This window comes from Bradyrhizobium daqingense (genome assembly GCF_021044685.1).
GTDB lineage: Bacteria > Pseudomonadota > Alphaproteobacteria > Rhizobiales > Xanthobacteraceae > Bradyrhizobium > Bradyrhizobium daqingense.
This window is the reverse complement of the sequence record NZ_CP088014.1, coordinates 49,305-64,423: the sequence shown is the minus strand read 5'-3', so window position 1 is coordinate 64,423 and position 15,119 is coordinate 49,305. Positions and strand designations below refer to the sequence as shown.

16 protein-coding genes are annotated in these 15,119 nt (G+C 64.4%); 9 read left to right on the top strand and 7 right to left on the bottom strand.

The features are described 5' to 3' along the window. The first annotated feature begins 16 nt into the window (after positions 1-16). From ureC to LPJ38_RS00265, 6 genes are all read left to right on the top strand, one after another. Positions 17-1,732, top strand: coding sequence for an urease subunit alpha (gene ureC / locus LPJ38_RS00290; protein WP_145630864.1), 1,716 nt, complete (start codon positions 17-19; stop codon positions 1,730-1,732). A 128-nt stretch (positions 1,733-1,860) separates the two neighbouring features. Continuing rightward, positions 1,861-2,160 carry a putative quinol monooxygenase gene (locus LPJ38_RS00285; protein ID WP_145630865.1) on the top strand — a complete coding sequence of 100 codons (300 nt, stop codon included), beginning with the start codon at positions 1,861-1,863 and terminating at the stop codon, positions 2,158-2,160. Positions 2,161-2,172: 12 nt separating this feature from the next. Next, positions 2,173-2,778 carry an urease accessory protein UreE gene (locus LPJ38_RS00280; protein WP_145630866.1) on the top strand — a complete coding sequence of 202 codons (606 nt, stop codon included), beginning with the start codon at positions 2,173-2,175 and terminating at the stop codon, positions 2,776-2,778. After that, the gene (locus LPJ38_RS00275) at positions 2,759-3,487 is read left to right on the top strand and encodes an urease accessory protein UreF (protein ID WP_145630932.1); all 729 of its coding nucleotides are present in this window, start codon (positions 2,759-2,761) and stop codon (positions 3,485-3,487) included. The genes LPJ38_RS00280 and LPJ38_RS00275 overlap by 20 nt, the downstream gene beginning before the upstream one ends. Before the next feature lie 158 nt (positions 3,488-3,645). After that, the gene (ureG, locus tag LPJ38_RS00270) at positions 3,646-4,269 is read left to right on the top strand and encodes an urease accessory protein UreG (protein ID WP_145630867.1); all 624 of its coding nucleotides are present in this window, start codon (positions 3,646-3,648) and stop codon (positions 4,267-4,269) included. A gap of 292 nt (positions 4,270-4,561) precedes the next feature. Beyond that, on the top strand, positions 4,562-6,223 hold the full coding sequence (locus LPJ38_RS00265; RefSeq protein ID WP_145630868.1) for a CHASE domain-containing protein: 1,662 nt from the start codon (positions 4,562-4,564) through the stop codon (positions 6,221-6,223). Here LPJ38_RS00265 and LPJ38_RS00260 read toward each other — a convergent pair. The 5 genes from LPJ38_RS00260 to LPJ38_RS00240 form a co-directional block, all read right to left on the bottom strand. Next, on the bottom strand, positions 6,220-6,831 hold the full coding sequence (locus tag LPJ38_RS00260; protein ID WP_145630869.1) for a TetR/AcrR family transcriptional regulator: 612 nt from the start codon (positions 6,829-6,831) through the stop codon (positions 6,220-6,222). The two genes, LPJ38_RS00265 and LPJ38_RS00260, sit on opposite strands and share 4 nt — an antisense overlap. Positions 6,832-6,915: 84 nt before the next feature. After that, positions 6,916-8,058, bottom strand: a complete 1,143-nt coding sequence (locus tag LPJ38_RS00255) for an OpgC domain-containing protein (RefSeq protein WP_145630870.1) — start codon at positions 8,056-8,058, stop codon at positions 6,916-6,918. Between the two features lie 186 nt (positions 8,059-8,244). After that, entirely contained in the window at positions 8,245-8,700 is a 456-nt protein-coding gene (locus LPJ38_RS00250) for a hypothetical protein (protein ID WP_145630871.1), read from the bottom strand. 93 nt (positions 8,701-8,793) lie between these two features. After that, complete coding sequence (locus tag LPJ38_RS00245) at positions 8,794-9,165, bottom strand: ElaB/YgaM/YqjD family protein (RefSeq protein WP_167520389.1); 372 nt, start codon at positions 9,163-9,165, stop codon at positions 8,794-8,796. Between the two features lie 76 nt (positions 9,166-9,241). After that, the gene (locus LPJ38_RS00240) at positions 9,242-10,354 is read right to left on the bottom strand and encodes an AI-2E family transporter (RefSeq protein ID WP_167520390.1); all 1,113 of its coding nucleotides are present in this window, start codon (positions 10,352-10,354) and stop codon (positions 9,242-9,244) included. 210 nt (positions 10,355-10,564) lie between these two features. Here LPJ38_RS00240 and LPJ38_RS00235 point away from each other — a divergent pair, with 210 nt between their 5' ends. Further along, positions 10,565-11,371, top strand: a complete 807-nt coding sequence (locus tag LPJ38_RS00235; protein WP_167520391.1) for a L,D-transpeptidase — start codon at positions 10,565-10,567, stop codon at positions 11,369-11,371. Between the two features lie 44 nt (positions 11,372-11,415). Beyond that, a complete protein-coding gene (locus tag LPJ38_RS00230; protein WP_145630875.1) occupies positions 11,416-12,069 on the top strand; it encodes a DUF2865 domain-containing protein in 654 nt (217 codons plus the stop codon). 64 nt (positions 12,070-12,133) lie between these two features. Here LPJ38_RS00230 and LPJ38_RS00225 read toward each other — a convergent pair whose 3' ends face one another. Further along, positions 12,134-14,227: a methyl-accepting chemotaxis protein gene (locus LPJ38_RS00225; RefSeq protein WP_145630876.1), complete on the bottom strand. Its 2,094-nt coding sequence runs from the start codon at positions 14,225-14,227 to the stop codon at positions 12,134-12,136. Between the two features lie 259 nt (positions 14,228-14,486). Here LPJ38_RS00225 and LPJ38_RS00220 point away from each other — a divergent pair, with 259 nt between their 5' ends. Further along, positions 14,487-14,642 carry a Thivi_2564 family membrane protein gene (locus tag LPJ38_RS00220; RefSeq protein WP_008546817.1) on the top strand — a complete coding sequence of 52 codons (156 nt, stop codon included), beginning with the start codon at positions 14,487-14,489 and terminating at the stop codon, positions 14,640-14,642. A gap of 131 nt (positions 14,643-14,773) precedes the next feature. Here LPJ38_RS00220 and LPJ38_RS00215 read toward each other — a convergent pair whose 3' ends face one another. Continuing rightward, the gene (locus LPJ38_RS00215; protein ID WP_008546815.1) at positions 14,774-14,974 is read right to left on the bottom strand and encodes a CsbD family protein; all 201 of its coding nucleotides are present in this window, start codon (positions 14,972-14,974) and stop codon (positions 14,774-14,776) included. Positions 14,975-15,119 lie beyond the last annotated feature (145 nt).

Here is a 15,119-nt window from a genome sequence, read left to right as displayed (position 1 = left end):
GCAAACGGGGCTTGTGATGTCCGTCAAAATGAAGCGTTCCGTCTATGCCGGCATGTTCGGCCCGACCACCGGCGACAAGGTGCGGCTTGCCGACACCGACCTCATCATCGAGGTCGAGAAGGATTTTACCACCTATGGCGAGGAGGTGAAGTTCGGCGGCGGCAAGGTGATCCGCGACGGCATGGGGCAGTCGCAGGTTACCAACAAGCAGGGCGCGGCCGACACGGTCATCACCAATGCGCTGATCGTCGATCACTGGGGCATCGTGAAGGCCGATGTCGCCATCAAGGACGGCCTGATCTCCGCGATCGGCAAGGCCGGTAATCCGGACATCCAGCCTGGCGTCACCATCATCATCGGTCCCGGCACCGACGTGATCGCGGGCGAGGGCAAGATTCTGACCGCCGGCGGCTTCGACAGCCACATCCATTTCATCTGCCCGCAGCAGATCGAGCACGCGCTGATGTCAGGCGTCACCTCGATGCTGGGCGGTGGCACCGGCCCGTCGCACGGCACGTTCGCCACCACCTGCACGCCAGGCCCCTGGCACATGGGTCGGATGATCCAGTCGTTCGACGCTTTCCCGGTCAATCTCGGCATTTCCGGCAAGGGCAACGCCTCGCGGCCCGCCGCGCTGGTCGAGATGATCAAGGGCGGCGCCTGTGCGCTGAAGCTGCACGAGGATTGGGGCACGACGCCGGCCGCGATCGACAATTGCCTGTCGGTCGCCGACGATCACGACATCCAGGTGATGATCCACACCGACACGCTGAACGAGTCGGGCTTCGTCGAGGACACGATCAAGGCGTTCAAAGGCCGCACCATCCACGCCTTCCACACCGAAGGCGCCGGCGGCGGTCACGCCCCCGACATCATCAAGGTCGCCGGGCTGAAGAACGTGCTGCCGTCCTCGACCAACCCGACGCGCCCCTTCACGCGCAACACCATCGACGAGCATCTCGACATGCTGATGGTGTGCCACCACCTCGATCCCTCGATCGCGGAAGATCTGGCCTTTGCGGAAAGCCGCATCCGCAAGGAGACCATCGCCGCCGAGGACATCCTGCACGATCTGGGCGCGCTCTCGATGATGTCCTCGGACTCCCAGGCGATGGGCCGTCTCGGCGAGGTCATCATCCGGACCTGGCAGACGGCCGACAAGATGAAGAAGCAGCGCGGGTCTCTGCCGCAGGACAAGGGCAAGGACAACGATAATTTCCGCGTCAAGCGCTACATCGCCAAATACACCATCAATCCCGCGATCGCCCATGGCGTCTCGAAGCTGATCGGCTCGGTCGAGAAGGGCAAGCTCGCCGATCTCGTGCTGTGGTCGCCGGCCTTCTTCGGCGTCAAGCCGGACTGCATCGTCAAGGGCGGCAGCATCGTCGCCGCGCCGATGGGCGATCCCAACGCCTCGATCCCGACGCCGCAGCCGGTGCACTACCAGCCGATGTTCGGCGCCTTCGGCAAGGCGCGGACGGCATCTTCCGTGGTGTTCACCTCGAAGGCCGCGATCACCGGCGGCCTCGCGCGGAAGCTCGGCATCGAGAAGAAGCTCTATGCGGTCCAGAACACCCGCGGCAAGATCTCCAAGAAGAGCATGATCCACAACGACGCCACGCCCAATATCGAGGTCGATCCGGAAACCTATGAGGTCCGCGCCGACGGCGAGTTGCTTACCTGCGCGCCCGCCGAGGTGCTGCCGATGGCGCAGCGATATTTCATGTACTGAAATAGCGCCTCGACGCATGTCTCAGGGACATGTTGGGGGCGTCTTTTCGCGTTTTGCGTTCGATCCCGCCTGGTCTAATGTCCCGCCCGGTATCGTAACCTGAGAAGAAAAAGCCGGGAGGATTTCTCGTGATCTACGTCGTTGCCACCTTGACCATCAAGCCCGAAACGCGCGCCGAATTCATTGCAGCGGCTACCGCCTGCATCAAGGAGACGCGGAAAGGGCCCGGCAATATCGCCTATGACATGCATGAGAGTGTCACCGATCCCAGCAAGATGGTGTTCGTCGAGCAGTGGGAAAATGCCGAGGCGCTGGTGCGGCATCGTGCCATGGAGCACATGAAGACGTTCGGCCGTGTCGCGGTGAAGTGCTTCACGGCGCCGCCGAAAATCGAGGTGATCACGCCCGAGAAGGTCGAGACTCGGTAACGGGGTAAACGCATGATCCGGGCGACGCAGGTCAAGGGGCAGCACCGCTTCACGGAAGCGCCGGCGGATACGGTCGTGCTCGATTTCGACGATCGGCACCGCCGCCGCATGGCGATGACGGGCACGCGGGGGCTCGAATTCCTGCTCGACCTGGAGAACGCCGTCGCGCTGCGCGGCGGCGATGCGCTGGTGCTGGAGGACGGCCGGCTGGTCGAGGTGGTCGCTGCGCCCGAGCCGCTGCTGGAGATCCGCGGCCGCGATCCGCACCACCTCATTCGCGTCGGCTGGCATCTCGGCAACCGCCATTTGCCGACGCAGATCATGGCCAAGGCCTTGCGCATCCGCCGCGACCACGTCATCGAGGCGATGGTGAAGGGGCTCGGCGCACGCGTGATCGAGATCGAAGCGCCGTTCGATCCCGAGGGCGGCGCCTATGCCGATGCCGGCCACGCGCATGGACACGACCATGCGCATCACGATCACAGTCATGAAGGTCATCATGATCATCATGGCCATGCCGCGCATGACCATGGTCACGACCACCACCATCACCACGACGAGCATTGCGATCACCCCGACCATCACCACGGCCACATGCATGCTCATGACCACAAATGAGCCGGTCCGTGCCGGTGACCTCGCCGAGCACGAGGCGGCGGCGCTGTACCGGTTGATGACCTGGCTGTCGCCGGCCTTCCCGGTCGGCGGATTCTCATACTCCAGCGGCATCGAATGGGCGGTCGAGGCCGGCGACATCACCGATATTGCGACGCTGGCCGACTGGCTCGACGCCATGCTCGGCGACGGCTCCGGCTTCTGCGATGCGACGTTCCTGGTCCATGCCTATCGCGCCGCCGAAGCGGACGAGACGGCCACCTTGAACGAGATCGCCGAGCTCGCGGCCGCGTTCGTGCCGTCGCGCGAACGACAGCTGGAAACCACCTCACAGGGCCGCGCCTTCGTCGATATCGCTCGCGCGGCCTGGGATGCTGACGGGCTGGATGTCATGATTGCGGCATGCCGCACGCCATTGGTCTATCCAATCGCGGTCGGCGTGGTCGCAGCACAGCATGGTGTGCCGCTGGCGCCGACGCTGCACGCATTCCTGCATGCACTGGTCTCGAACTGGATCTCCGCGGCCGGCCGGCTCATTCCGCTCGGCCAGACCGACAGCCAGCGCGTGCTGGTGAAGCTGGAAGCCGCCGTCGCCGCGACCGCAAATCGTGCGCTGAATGCGGCATTGGATGATCTCGGCAGCGCGACGTTTCGCGCCGATCTCGCCAGCCTGCGGCACGAGACGCAATACACGCGGCTGTTCCGGTCGTGAGCGGATTTCATCGATCGTCGTCCCGGCGCAGGCCGGGATCCATAACCACAGATGTGAGTGGTTGTGGAAGGATGTGGCCACAGCCGGCCGTCCCAATCGGATTCGGTGGCTATGGGTCCCGGCCTTGGCCGGGACGACGTTAGGAAAGAGCGAGCGACATGTCGAAATCTCACGGCCCCTTGCGTGTCGGCGTCGGCGGCCCGGTCGGATCGGGCAAGACGGCGTTGATGGACCTGCTCTGCAAGACCATGCGCGAGCGCTATGACATCGCCGCGATCACCAACGATATCTACACCAAATGGGATGCGGAGTTTCTGGTGCGCTCGGGCTCGCTGACGCCGGACCGCATCGCGGGGGTCGAGACCGGCGGCTGCCCGCACACGGCCATTCGCGAGGATGCCTCGATGAATCTCGCCGCGGTCGCGGACATGCGCGCGAAATTTCCCGGCCTCGACCTGGTGCTGATCGAGTCAGGTGGCGACAATCTCGCTGCCACTTTTTCCCCGGAGCTGGCCGACCTCACCATCTACGTGATCGACGTCGCCGCCGGCGACAAGATCCCGTCCAAGGGTGGGCCGGGTATCACCCGGTCGGATCTTCTCGTCATCAACAAGATCGATCTGGCCCCCCATGTCGGCGCCTCCCTGGAGAAGATGGAGACCGACGCCAGGCGCATGCGCGGCGAGCGGCCCTTCGTCATGACCAACCTGAAGAAGAGCCTGGGGCTGGACCGCATCGTCGGCTTCATCGAGGCCAAGGGCGGCCTGACCCGGGCGGGCTGACGCGACGACTTAGCGCAGGCGTTTTTCGCCATAACGCCGGGCCTGGGGCCGCAATTGCGGAACAAATTTCGGACACGGCGATTAATTACCTCCTGCGCCTCTGGCGCAATCAATGCCGGCTGGACGTGGCCGGCTGGATTAAGCTTTTCAGGCGACCTACGTTGCGTACTGATGCCTCCTCCTCCATTATCTCCGCCATTAAGGTCCACCCTGTTTCGGCACATGCCCGTTCGAGCGGCGTTCATATGCTCTGTGTTTATTGCCGACCTTCTGCTTTCGCTTGAGTAGTCGCGTGGTCCGGCTGGGTTTCATCATCGGCTTCATCGCTCTGCTCGGAGCCTTGCTCTCCGGGCTTGCGGCCTATCGCGTCCACGATCAGGAGCTGGCGCTCGATCGGATCGCGCTCGCGCGTGCGATCGACGTGCACGCAAGCCTGGTTCAGGACCGTCTCACCGAGCGAGAGCTGCTGGCGCGCGTCGCCTCGGGCCTGTTCCGCACGCCGTCCGTGATCAAGCCGAACATGCTGGAGCCGCTGCGCTCGGCCATTTACGCTTTCAAGACCGACTTTGTTGTCGCTGGATGGATCGCCCGGCTGAAGCCGAACGAACTCGCGGCGGCGCAGGCTGCCATTGCCGGCGCCGGCTTTCCGAATCCTCAGATTCGCGCCTTTGACGACAAGCCGATCGATCCGGTCGACGTCACCCAGCCGATCGACGTGCTGATGGATCTCGAGCCGCGCAGCAACGAGACCAAGGCGCTGCCGGGCCGCAGCTACGATCAGGATCCGGTTCGCAGCGCCATGCTGACGCGCGCGAGGGTCGAGAAACGGTCGATCGCCTCGGACCCGATCCCGCTGCTTCGCGGCGACGGACCGATCGGAGTCATTGTGGCCGCGCCGGTCATTCCCGAAGGAGCGACGGAGCCGGCCGGATTCGTCACGTTTTCCTACGAGCTTGCCACGCTGATGCTGACCAATGACGACATGTCGTTGTTCTCGGTCGCGCTCAGGGATCCGCGCAAGGACGGCAGCGAGCTGGTCGCCAACGACCTGGGCGTGGTCTCCACGCGCGTAGCGGTGGCAGACGGACAGGCGCCGTCGGCGACGCGCACGGTGAGCTTCGGCGGCCGCGATTGGCAGCTCAGCTATTACGCGAAAGCCAACTCGGCCCGGCGCGCCGAGCAGACCGCCATCATCGTTGCAGCGATCGGCTTCGCCATCACCGCGATGGTGTGCGGCCTGTTCGGCTATGTCGCCTACAACAATCTGCGGCTCAGTCGCGAAATCCAGGTGCGGATCGGCTTCGAGCGCCGGCTGACCGCCGTCATCGACGAGCTCAACCACCGGGTCAAGAACATCCTGGCGGTGATCCAGTCGATCGTGACGCGCACGCTACGTCACGGCTCGGACATCGACGTCGCGCGCGAGCTCCTGATCGGCCGCATCCACGCCATGTCCAACGTGGTCTCGCTGCTCAGCGAGAGCCAGTGGCAGGGTGTCAAGCTGAAAGGCTTGTTCGAGGCGCGCGCCATCCCGCATGCCGATCGTATCGCCGTCACCGGTCCCGACATTGCCGTCAGCGCGCGCGCGGCGCAGAGCCTGTCGTTGCTGTTCTTCGAGCTCGCCTCGCATTCCGACGAAGGCCTGTCGCTGGTCGGCAAACATCCGAACATCACCGCCAACTGGACGGTGACGGGCGAGGGCGCCGACGAGATCTTCAATTTCCGCTGGGAGGAGTTCAACACCAGCGAGGCGACGCGCCGTCCCGATTCCGATTTTGGCTTGATACTGCTCGACCGCGTCGCGCCCGAGGCGTTAGGGGGCACCGCCAAGCGCTACTTCACCGACGTCTCCTATGTCTACGAGTTGACCGCGCCGATGGAGACGGTGGTCGATATGAGCGAGCGGGACCGCACGGACAAGATCTCGGCGCCGGTCCGGCCTGTGCGAGGCTAGCCCTTCGGCCGCAACACCAGATCGACCAGGTTGCGTGCATAGGCCGGCGTGATCGGCGCGATGCCGAAGACGTAGCGGTAGAACAGCCCGCCATAGATCGCGTCGTAGAGATCCTGGGGTAACCCCTCGGCCAGGATGCTACCGTCTTTCTGGCCCGCGGCAATCATCCCCACCAGCGCGTCGCGGCGGAATTGCAGATAGCGGGCGTAGAACAGCTCCGCGGAGCCGGTCTTCGAGATGCATTCGGAGATCACGGCGAGCTGCACCTTGCCGAACTCGCCCTGCAGCGCCTCGGCATAGGCCGCGGCATGGCGGCGTGCGCGCGTGGCCGGCGTACCGGAGCTTTCCGGGGGCAGCGGCAGCATCTGCGCCGCGTGATGGAGAAAGGCGTCGATCAGAAGCGCCTCACGCGACGGCCACCATTTGTAGATCGTCATCTTGGAGACGTCGGAGTGGCGCGCGACGGCGTCGATGGTGGTGGCGGCAAGGCCGGTGGCAGCCATCAGCGCATAGGCGCTTTCGAGGATGGCGTTGGTGGTCTCGATCGATCGCGGCCGGCCGCGCCGGGGCGGCGTGCTGCCAGCCCCTTCATCCTCGATTTTCGGCATGAGCTGGCCTGGTCTCCTCGCGCATTCCGCTCCCGCTTCGCATAGCCCAGCTACGGCGGCAGGCCTAGGGGAATCGGACTTTCGCTACGTCTGCTGCCGCAGGGCAGCCGGCAGGTCCTGCCACTTCGACCAGGAGATATAATAGGCGACCGCGGTCATCGCGGCGAAGCCGGCAAGGCTCACCACGATCTGCATCGCTACCAGATTGGGCCCGGTGATCAGGATGAGATGGCCGGCAAAGGACAGGAACACGCCGACGCAGAACACGGCGAGCCATTCCTCGCCGCATCGGATGACCGCCTGAAGCGGCCTCAATCGCAGGCCGGGATGATCGGCTGGAATGAGATGCGTCGCGAGGAAAGCGAGCGCGAGGAAGTGAAGCACGCGATAAGGCGCGAGGCTTTCCTTGTCGGTTGGCGCGATGCCGTCGAGGAGCAGGCTCGGCAAATAGGTCGACAATGCCGGCGAATGGCGCATCAGGGTGACCGCCATCGCGAAGACGATATAGGCCCCTGCGGCGATCCGCAGCCAGGGCATGCCGCGCAGCGCCTTGCCGGGCGCGCCCGTCACGGCGAACCAGCCGCCCAGCACCATCAGCATCTGCCAGCACAGCGGATTGAAGGTCCATTCCTGGTCCGGATAGACCCGGAAATTCCAGTCGAACCAGCGTGCGGCGAGATACAGCGCGACCGATGCCGCAAGCGTCACGTTCGGCCGCCGCAGCAGGCCCCACAGCACGAGCGGATAGAGTGCCATCAATGGGATCATCAGTTGCAGGAGGTCGAGGTTCAGCGGCTCCTCCTGGAGCACCAGGCCGCGGATCAGGATGCGCAGCGGGTGCTCGAGGATCCCCGAGATGTTGTATTCGTGGATGATCTCCGGCGCCATCGATTGCCGGGCGACATAGGCGATTGTGTCGATATAGATCACGAACAGCACGACATAGGCGGCGTAGAGCCGCCAGACGCGGCGGAAGATGCGCGTCGCCGCGACGACGTAGCCGCGCTCCAGCGCCATCCGGCCGTGAATGATGGCGACACCATAGCCCACCACGAACACGAACAAATCGGCCGCGCCGCTGAAGCCGAAGTTTCGCAACGTCAGCAGGTTGACGATGTTGTTCGGGATGTGGTCGACGAAAACCGACCAATTGGCGATGCCGAGCGTCAAATACAGCCTGGCGTCGGGTTGGAAGGCGGCGAGGTTCGCCTTGACGGACGGTTTCATCGCGAAAAAGACTTTTGGAATCAGGGGCGACGCTTTTAGCGGCAACCGCCTGCCCATCCGAGTAGCGTTTGCGTGATGGCGGGGGACTTCCTGAGCGTGGCGTAAGATGCGCGGCGTCTCGCGTCCGGAATTCCGATAGATGCGCGCAGAGCACCTACAACGAAATTTTCTGACCCGCCCGAAGCATCATTCAGCGGGCTCGGCCTGCGCCTCGTCGGAAACGCCCGCGCGGCTCGCCATGATTCCGAGCGCGACGCCGCCGATCGCCAGGATCGGCAACAGCCGTTTGATACCGATGGCGCGGACGATCTGGAGGCCCGTGGCGAGCAGCATGGGATCTGCGAGCATGTTCTGCGCCGCCGACTTCGCGGCACGCTCGGCCGCGATGTGGGCTTCCTTGCGCAGCTGCCACTTATACGCCCAATAGCTCACGGCCGCGGCCAGGGTGAGCAAAAAGAAAACGCCGGCACCCGCGAGGCAGGCCTGCACCGGGCCATACTTCTCGAGGACCGAGATGAACGCGGCCGCGCACAGGAAGCATGTGGCGATGAAGAGCGCAAAGGCCGCGCCGGCAGCCAGGGAGGTCAGCCGCACCGTCGTGCCGGTGGAGGCACTGATTCCGTCAATGATGCGTTGAAACATGGCCTTGCTCCTCACTCCCCGACAAGCCGAAACACCACGCGCCGACGTCGGCGGCACGGCAGCGCGCCGCCGTCCCGATGTTCGTTCCGAAACTTACCGGCGCCAGGCGACGCCGATCAGGAAACCGATCCCGAGCGCCAGCCCCACCGTCGCGAGCGGGCGTTGCGTGATTGCATCTTCCAGCGTCTCCTCGATCGAACCGTAGGCGTCGTGCGCAGCTTCCATCATCGCGCTGCCGCGCTCGGACATGTCGTCCATCGCGGAGTCCATGTTCTCGCGCGCCTGGCGATAGCCGCGGCGAGCCTGCTTGCTGGTGGAATTGGCGAAGGTATTGAGCGCGTCGGTGATTTGGTCAGTGAGGGCGGCGATATCGCTTTTCACGGCTGCTACATCCTTTTCGAGACGTTCTCGGGTGGCTTTGTCGGTCCAGTCCTTCATCCCGGCTTCGGCATTGGGCGTGGACATCGGGAGCTCCAAACTGTTGCGGCTGAGATAGCCGGAGAACGTTTCGTCGTCGGGGAAGTTCCGTTCGCGGAAACCCTCAGGCCTGCGGCAGATGCGGCGCATCCGCCGGCAGCAGATGCTCCTTGAGGATCAGGGCGACGATGAGCAGCGGTGACGACAGGAACGCGCCCATCGGACCCCACATCCAAGTCCAGAACGCCAGCGCCAGCAGGACCGCAAGGGCATTCAGCGCCAGGCGGCGACCGATGATGGTCGGCGTGATGAAGTGCCCCTCCAGGAAGGTGAGGCCGCCGAAGGCGAGCGCGGCCATGAGGCCGCCGCCGATCGTGGGGAAAGCGACGAGGCCCACCACCACCAGCACCACGAACATCGCGACCGGTCCGATGATGGGGATGAAGTTGAGCGTTGCCGCCAGCGCGCCGAGCCCGGCCGGATTGGGCATGCCGGTGAGCGCGCAGATGAGGCCGGTGCCGACGCCGACGCCGATGTTGATCAGGGTCACGGTGAGCAGATAGTTGCCGAGATGAACCTCGATCTCGTTGAGAATGCGCAGCGTGCGCAAGCGCGCGTCGCGGTCGCTGAACGTCATGATCATGGCCCGCCGCAGGTCGCGCCAACTGGCGATGAACAGGATCAGGGTGACGAAGAACAGCAGGAATTCGGTGAAGGTCGGCGACAGAAATTCCAGCGTCGGCTGCACCCATTCGACCTTCGGCATATGGATGCTGGGAAACCCTTCCGAGCCGCCGATCATGGCTTGCAGCTCGCGCCACAGCGCCAGCGGCCGGTCGAATACGTGCAGCTTGTCTTTCAAATGCGCGCCGAGCTCGGGCAGGCGCGTGCTCCATTCCATCACAGGCGAGGCGATCAGCGCCACGACAAAAGCGACCACCGTGGTCCCGGCGATCACGATCAGGACGGCACCGAGCGCGCGAGGCACCTTGCACCGTTCCAGGAAGCTCGCCGCCGGCGACAGCATGGTGCCGGTGACGAAGGCCATCACCACGGGCAGGAAGAATGCCCTCCCGACATAAAGCACGGTGACGACGGCGATCAGCAGTAGGCCTGCGAGTGCGAAAGCTACGAACTCGGTGCGGCGAATGACCGGCGGCAGCTCGGTGTGACTGTCGGGAAGCGGTTCGCCTTCGCTGTTGCCGGGAATCAAACGTTCGCTGGGAAGGACGCGCACAATATCTCTCCCGCACGGAAGGCTGGAGATCCGCGCGCCCATTGACGTATCCATAACGGGCCGATGCAGCGACGGTTCCATCGCGGCTTCGTGAAGATGTGTTCGCTTGACTGTGACCTTGCTGCGGTAAACGTTCGGGGAACCCGAGCCGGTCGGGCCGCGTTTGTTGGAGGCAGCATCACCCAGATGCACATCCAACCGGGGCAGCACATGACAAGGTTCTCTCTCGTCCGCCGCTTCTCACCGCGCGCCGTCACGATCTGTGCATTCGCGACCGTATTGCTCACTTTGCCCCTCACTGGTGCGAGCGCCCAGACGTTCGGCCATGCGCCGATGCAGCCGCTGGCCTATCCGCAGGACCAGGGCTATTCCCAAGGTTTTGCTCCGGGATACCCGCAAGGCTACGCCCGAGGCGACGTCAACGAGTCGCCGCAGGCCACCGATGAGGATGCGCAACTGCCCGACCGTCTGCGCAGGCAGATCGTCAGCTTCGACAGGGGCGAGCCGGCCGGCACCATCGTCATCGATACCAACAACACCTATCTCTATTACGTGCTCGGCCAGGGGCGCGCCGTCCGCTACGGCGTCGGCGTCGGTCGCGAGGGATTCACCTGGTCGGGTGTGCAGAGCGTCAGCCGCAAGGCGGAGTGGCCGGACTGGCACCCGCCGGCCCAGATGATCGCGCGCCAGCCCTATCTGCCGCGTTTCGTCGCCGGTGGTCCTGGCAACCCGCTCGGGGCACGCGCGATGTATCTCGGCTCGAGCGAATACCGCATCCACGGCACCAACGATCCCAGCACCATCGGCAAGTTCGTCTCGTCCGGCTGCATCCGCATGACCAATGAGGACGTCATCGACCTCTTCGGCCGCGTCAATGTCGGTGCCAAGGTCGTGGTGCTGCCGAAGAACGCGCCTCTGATGGCCAGGGGAGGCGATTCCGTGCGCAAGCGTCCGGCGGTGACCGCGCTGCCTTCGGGCCGGCAGGCGCTGAACATTTCGGCGTCGTCGGTGAACTAACCCGCATTCGGGACGAAGCGCGCCTTTGGTTTGAATGAGGTCACATGAGAACACGGTCGATCGCCAAGCTGGCTGGTGCTGCCGCAGCCTTTGTTGCGATAGCCTCTCTTGGTCTCGCGCTGGCGCCGTCGGCGCATGCGCAGGACTTCTTCTCCCAATTGTTCGGCGGCTTCCGGATGCGGCCGCCGCCGGAGATCCGGACACCGTTCCCGCATGACGACGTGCCGCGCTACGATGTGCCGCGACAGCGGGCCGCCTATGGCGGCGGCACCGCCTATTGCGTGCGCGGATGTGACGGACGCTATTTCCCGGCGCAGGGAAGCGATGCCGAAAGCAAGGCGCAATCCTGCAAGAGCTTTTGCCCGGCGTCCGAAACCTCACTGGTCTATGGCAGCAATATCGACGACGCCACGACGCAGAACGGAAAGTCCTATTCCGACCTGCCGAACGCCTTCCGCTACCGCAACGAAATCGTCACGGGCTGCACCTGCAACGGCAAGGATCCGGTGGGGCTCGCCCAGGTCAAGGTCGAGGACGACCCCACCTTGCGCAAGGGTGATATCGTCGCGGGCGCTGGCGGCCTGGTGGTCGCAACGCGCAATGCCAACGACCGCCGCGGCGTCGCGATGAATTTCTCGCCCCTGCCGGACTCGGTGCGGGCCAGATTCCGCCAGGTGCCGGTGGTGGCGAAGGAATAGAGGAAGCTCTTCGATGTCGTCCTGGCTTCCGCCAGGACGACATCGAGAGCGGCGCGTTGGCGTGCTACGCCGCGCGGATCTTGCCCAGGAAATCGCTGACCTGCTCACCGAGCTGGCGGCTTTGGATCTCGAGCGTCTCCGAGGCGTGCTTGACGTTCTCCGCAGCACCGGCTGCGGCGTCCGCATCGGCTTTGACGCCCGTGATGTTGTCCGAGACGTTCTTGGTGCCCTGCGCGGCATATTGCGTGCTGCGGGTGATCTCCTGCGTGGCTGCGCCCTGCTCCTGCACGGCAGCCGCAATCGCGGTCGCGACCTCGTTCACTTCGCCGATGATGCCGCCGATGGCCTGAATGGCGTTGATGGCATCGCCAGCGACCTTCTGGATGTCGGCGATCTGCTCGGAGATCTCTTCGGTCGCTTTCGCGGTCTGACTCGCGAGCGATTTCACTTCGGAGGCGACGACCGCAAATCCGCGCCCCGCTTCGCCGGCACGCGCGGCCTCGATCGTGGCGTTGAGCGCGAGCAGATTGGTCTGCGCCGCGATCGTATTGATCAAGCCGACGACCTCGCCGATGCGGCCCGCCGATTGCGCCAGCCCCTGCACGGTGCTGTCGGTTTCGCGCGCCTGGTTCACGGCGCGGCTGGCGATGCCCGCGGCATGGGCGGCCTGTTGGCTGATGTCGTTGATCGAGGCCGAGAGCTCCTCGGCGGCGGCGGCCACGCTGTCGACGCTCATGGAGGCATCATTGGAGGCCTTGCCGGCCACCTGGACGCGGTCATTGGTCTGGCGCGACACGGCGGAGAGGTCGCCCGAGGTCTTGCGCATCTCGCCGGAAGCTTCGCTCAATTCGCCGAGCGTCTTGCGCACCGCGCCCTCGAACTCGCCGACATAGGCCTCGACCGCGCGCTGGCGCGCGGCGGCGCCGACATTGCGTTCGCGCTCCTGCGCCTCGATCCTCAGTTTCTCGGCGGCCTGCTGCTTGAAGGTTTCCAACGCGCCGGCAAGGGCGCCAATCTCATCCTGGCGGTCGAGATAGCCGCTGTCGATGGCAAGGTCGCCGCCGGCGACCTTGAGCATCGCGTCGCGGATGGTGTTGAGCGGATCGATGACGCGACGGTTGACCAGCATGACTGCGGCGACGGCGAGACCGATCGCGAGCGCCAGGAGGGCGAGCTGCAGGATCAGTGCGCGCTGCGCGGCGCCGTGTTGCTCCAGCGTATGGGCCTTGGCGGCGTCGAGCGCAGCCTCCGCCACTGCGACGGCACTCGCCAGGCGGCCGACCGTGACCGGACTCCACTGATTGGCGGTCATCTCGGCCTTTTCGCCCTTGACCAGCGTGTCCGCAAGGCGGTCACGCAGGGCGAGATATTGTGGATCGAAGTAAGCAGTCTTGGCCGCGGCCATGGCCGAGACGAGCGCGGGCGGCAATTGCATGCCGGAGGTCGACAATTCCAGCGCCTTCCACATCGCGGCGGTGCCGCCGACATATTGCACGTAGGACTGGCGGGCCTCGGGCGTGATCTTGCCGGCGGCAAGCCCGGTCGAAACGACCAGCGAAGCTTCGCCGGCGGTGTTGCGCAGCAGCCAGGCGGTCTGCTTGATCGCCAGCAACTGGTCGATCACGGCGTCCTGGTGGTTGACGGTGGCGGCCAGGACATTGGAAAGCTTGTCGAGCGTTTCGAGCAGGCCCTGGGTCGTCTCCATATATTCCTTGGGCAGGCCGGCACGGCGCTGGTCCTTGGGCTTGGCGACTTCCTCCCAGAACTGTTTCTGCTGTTCGCTCAGCAATTTGTAGAGCCGCGCGAGCTCAGGCACCAGCGTGCCTGATTGCGGGAAGCTCATCGTCGGCAGCAGTTCGAGCGCGCGCGCCATGGCCGGCATCTCGGTATCGCGCAATCCACGGAGATATTTCTCGATCTCGGCGTCCATCGGCTCGGTCGCGTTCAGCAGCCGGTTGGTGGTGGAGCGATCGGTGCGCAGATTGTGCATCGCCTTGAACAGGTCGGCGGACGCGCCCGCGATCTGCGAGATACGGCTCGCGGTTTTCAGGCGATCCCAGGATTCGTAGGCGGTGAGCGAGAGCGCGATCACCACGCAGACCGACGTGATCGCGATCACCGCCTTCAACAGCGCGGATACGGTCAGACGATTCAGCATCGAAGTCCCCCAATTTCCCGCGAAGACGCCCGGCAACACCGACAAATGGGCGCGTAGCAGCTCCGGCGTCGCATGGTTTTGCGGCCGACGGCCCTAACGGTTTCTGCATCTGAGAGCAAAAGGGTAAAGTTTTAGGCAGGTCGGCCGATCGTAGAACTACGGAAATACTAGAAGTTGCAATGGGTTGCTGGAGTGGAACCGACGAGCAGGGTGGGCGTTAGAGTAGGGTCGGCAATTTGCCTGAAGGGGGGTCCTAGCGATGCTGGTCGGCGTACTCGTCACCTTTCTCGTCGTCATTCTCGTGCTTTATCTCATCAACATGTTGCCGATGGACGGCCGCGCCAAGCAGATTGCGCGCGTGATCGTCATCATCATCGGTATCGTGTCGCTGCTGAAATATCTGGCGGTATTCTAGCGCGGTTCGCAGCCCGGATGAGCAAAGCGATCCGGGGCGCCGCGACAAAGGTCCCGGATGTCGCTTCGCTCATCCGGGCTACACGTCGAAGAAAAAGCCCCGGCCTGGGCCGGGGCTTCTTTCTTGCTGTCTTAATGCAGCGACTTGAGCCAGTCGTCGACGTCCTGGCGGACCTGATCCTTGGCCTTGCCGTAGCGCTCCTGAAGTCGGCCCTCGAGCTGCTCGCGCCGACCCTCGATCAATTGAAGGTCGTCGTCCGTGAGCTTGCCCCATTTCTCCTTGGCCGAGCCCTTGAATTGCTTCCAGTTTCCTTCGATCCGATTCCAGTCCATGACCATCTCCCGTTGGTTGATGATGGCCGGACAACGCGAGCGCCGCGCAGCCAGTTCCGCGGTGCATCGCGACGTTTCGTCCAATAAAAGCCCCGGCTTGCACCGGGGTTTTTGACGTTCAACTGACCGGGTCGGCCCGCCGCCT

Bases quoted from the DNA above. Each gene is read 5' to 3' on its own strand.
- ureC (WP_145630864.1), top strand. From the start codon at position 17: ATGTCCGTCAAAATGAAGCGTTCCGTCTATGCCGGCATGTTCGGCCCG.
- LPJ38_RS00280 (WP_145630866.1), top strand. From the start codon at position 2,173: ATGATCCGGGCGACGCAGGTCAAGGGGCAGCACCGCTTCACGGAAGCG.
- LPJ38_RS00275 (WP_145630932.1), top strand. From the start codon at position 2,759: ATGCTCATGACCACAAATGAGCCGGTCCGTGCCGGTGACCTCGCCGAG.
- ureG (WP_145630867.1), top strand. From the start codon at position 3,646: ATGTCGAAATCTCACGGCCCCTTGCGTGTCGGCGTCGGCGGCCCGGTC.
- LPJ38_RS00260 (WP_145630869.1), bottom strand. From the start codon at position 6,831: ATGCCGAAAATCGAGGATGAAGGGGCTGGCAGCACGCCGCCCCGGCGC.
- LPJ38_RS00255 (WP_145630870.1), bottom strand. From the start codon at position 8,058: ATGAAACCGTCCGTCAAGGCGAACCTCGCCGCCTTCCAACCCGACGCC.
- LPJ38_RS00250 (WP_145630871.1), bottom strand. From the start codon at position 8,700: ATGTTTCAACGCATCATTGACGGAATCAGTGCCTCCACCGGCACGACG.
- LPJ38_RS00245 (WP_167520389.1), bottom strand. From the start codon at position 9,165: ATGTCCACGCCCAATGCCGAAGCCGGGATGAAGGACTGGACCGACAAA.
- LPJ38_RS00235 (WP_167520391.1), top strand. From the start codon at position 10,565: ATGACAAGGTTCTCTCTCGTCCGCCGCTTCTCACCGCGCGCCGTCACG.
- LPJ38_RS00230 (WP_145630875.1), top strand. From the start codon at position 11,416: ATGAGAACACGGTCGATCGCCAAGCTGGCTGGTGCTGCCGCAGCCTTT.
- LPJ38_RS00225 (WP_145630876.1), bottom strand. From the start codon at position 14,227: ATGCTGAATCGTCTGACCGTATCCGCGCTGTTGAAGGCGGTGATCGCG.
- LPJ38_RS00220 (WP_008546817.1), top strand. From the start codon at position 14,487: ATGCTGGTCGGCGTACTCGTCACCTTTCTCGTCGTCATTCTCGTGCTT.
- LPJ38_RS00215 (WP_008546815.1), bottom strand. From the start codon at position 14,974: ATGGACTGGAATCGGATCGAAGGAAACTGGAAGCAATTCAAGGGCTCG.